Here is a 2,105-nt window from a genome sequence, read left to right as displayed (position 1 = left end):
CTCTCCATTGCTTTTCGTGTCCATATCGATACCCAGAGTCATGGAATGGGCGTGCGCGGTCGGCCGGAAAAGCACGGACGGCATCCGGACGGGCCCTCAGTCCCCGGAGCCGTTCTCGGGGTGGACCCAGCCGTTGGGCTCGCACCCCTGGAGGCCCAGGGTCTGCTGCTGCATCACCGGGGCCGGCTCCCCCTCGCCGGGGCAGTCCACGTGGCCGTGGCCCAGGGTGTGGCCCACCTCGTGGTTGATCAGGTAGATCCGGTAGGTCTCCAGGTCGTCCTCGAAGTGGGGGACGCCCGACACCCAGCGGTTCTGGTTGATGATCGCCCGGTTCCCGTTCGCGCAGGACACGTACCCGTCGGTGTTCAGCGGGGCGCACAGCCGGTCCACGGTGTCCGGGGCCGCCAGCAGCACGCGGACGTCGGCGTCGTCGCCGTCCACCCGCTGCATCGCGCGCTCCCCGTCGTCGCCCCAGCTGCGCGGGTCGCCCAGGATCTCCTCCACGGCGGCCGCGAAGTCCTCGGACTCCCCGGGCAGCCCCTTCTCGACCTCCACGGCGAAGGTGGTCACCGGGCCGTCGCCCATGACGTCGCTCTCGCCCTCCAGCACGGAGAACTCGCCGTCGGCGCTCTCGACCTCCTCCTCCACGGAGCGGAGCAGCAGCGGGGCCTCTTCCTCCCCGGCCCGCTCGGCGGAGGAGCCCGCTTCGGGCGCGGCGGCCCCGCCCGCCGAGTCCCGGTCCTCCGCGGAGGTGCGCCGGTCGCCGCCCTCCTCGGGGACCCCGTCGCCGACCGGCCCCGTCGCGGAGGTCTCGGCGGGCTCTCCGAAGTCGGGTCCGGAACCGGGCACGCTCACCATGAGCACGGTGGAGGCCCCGGAGACCAGGCACAGACCCAGCGCCAGACCCATCGGGTACCGGCGGCGCTTGCGGTGCCGGGCACGGGGACGACCCCCGGGCGAAGCGGACGTGGGCACGGGAACCAGCCTCTCGACGGCGGACGACGGACCCAGCATGCCAGAATCCGGCCCAAGGAAAGGCCAAGGCATTGTCCGGGAAGAGCAGGTATGAGAGGGAGTCAACGTCCTGCGGTCTTTCACGGCTTCCGTGTGCTTTGGTGCCGTCCGCGGCGCGGTCCGGATGTGTCCTTCCACTCCCCCCGGACGGGTCCCGTCCGCTCCCGGCCACCCGCCGCGCCGATACCCTTCAACCGCAAGCGAGACAACAGGGCTGCTGGGAGGCATCAGGTGCGCATCGCGCGGTTCGCGTCCGGTGACGAGGTCGGGTTCGGCCTGGTAGAGAAGGATTCCGACACCGGGGAGGAGTTCGTCGCCCGGCTGAGCGGCCACCCCCTCATCGGCGACATCCAGCTGACCGGCGAGCGGGCCAAGCTCTCCGACGTCCGGCTGCTGTCGCCGGTGCTGCCGACCAAGGTGGTCTGCATCGGCAAGAACTACGCGGACCACGTCGCGGAGATGAAGGACGTCACGGGGGAGTCCACCGACGAGCCCGTCGTCTTCCTCAAGCCCTCCACCGCCGTGACCGGGCCCCGCGACCCGATCTTCCGCCCCGCCGTCTCCGAGCGGGTGGACTACGAGGGCGAGCTGGCCATCGTCATCTCCCGCCCCTGCCGCGAGGTGCCGCGCGAGCGCGCCAAGGACGTCATCTTCGGCTACACCGTCGCCAACGACGTCACCGCCCGCGACCTGCAGAAGAAGGACAAGCAGTGGACGCGGGCCAAGGGTTTCGACTCCTTCTGCCCCATCGGCCCCTGGATCACCACCGGGATGAGCATCGAGGAGGCACAGGACCTGGCCGTCACCACCACCGTGGACGGCCAGACGCGCCAGGACGGGCGCACGTCGCAGTTCATCCACGACATCCCGGACATCATCGCCTACGTCACGTCCTTCATGACGCTGCTCCCCGGTGACGTGGTCCTCACCGGAACCCCCGCCGGGGTGGGTCCGGTCGAGGTCGGCCAGGAGGTCGCGGTCACGGTGGAGCGGTTGGGCACGATCACCAACCGCGTGGTGGCCCGCGACTGAGGGCCCCGCTCCGCGCGCCGGTCCGGCGCGGGCCAAGGGGTCGGCGGCGCCCGCGCCGC

2 protein-coding genes are annotated in these 2,105 nt (G+C 71.4%); one reads left to right on the top strand and one right to left on the bottom strand.

The window, feature by feature from the left end; all coding sequences use genetic code 11:
- Positions 1-96: 96 nt before the first annotated feature.
- Positions 97-909 (bottom strand): DUF3152 domain-containing protein, encoded by an 813-nt coding sequence (locus DQW06_RS12650; RefSeq protein ID WP_013151235.1) that lies wholly within the window; start codon positions 907-909, stop codon positions 97-99.
- Between the two features lie 336 nt (positions 910-1,245).
- Here DQW06_RS12650 and DQW06_RS12645 point away from each other — a divergent pair, with 336 nt between their 5' ends.
- Positions 1,246-2,046 carry a fumarylacetoacetate hydrolase family protein gene (locus DQW06_RS12645; RefSeq protein WP_013151236.1) on the top strand — a complete coding sequence of 267 codons (801 nt, stop codon included), beginning with the start codon at positions 1,246-1,248 and terminating at the stop codon, positions 2,044-2,046.
- Positions 2,047-2,105: the final 59 nt, after the last annotated feature.

Source organism: Nocardiopsis sp. TNDT3 (genome assembly GCF_003427465.1).
GTDB classification, from domain to species: domain Bacteria; phylum Actinomycetota; class Actinomycetes; order Streptosporangiales; family Streptosporangiaceae; genus Nocardiopsis; species Nocardiopsis dassonvillei.
Note: the sequence above shows the minus strand (reverse complement) of the source record. Positions and strands in the feature narration are given on the sequence as shown.

What these genes read in the sequence shown, in the direction of transcription:
- DQW06_RS12650 (WP_013151235.1), bottom strand. Translation starts at nt 909, where the DNA reads ATGGGTCTGGCGCTGGGTCTGTGCCTGGTCTCCGGGGCCTCCACCGTG.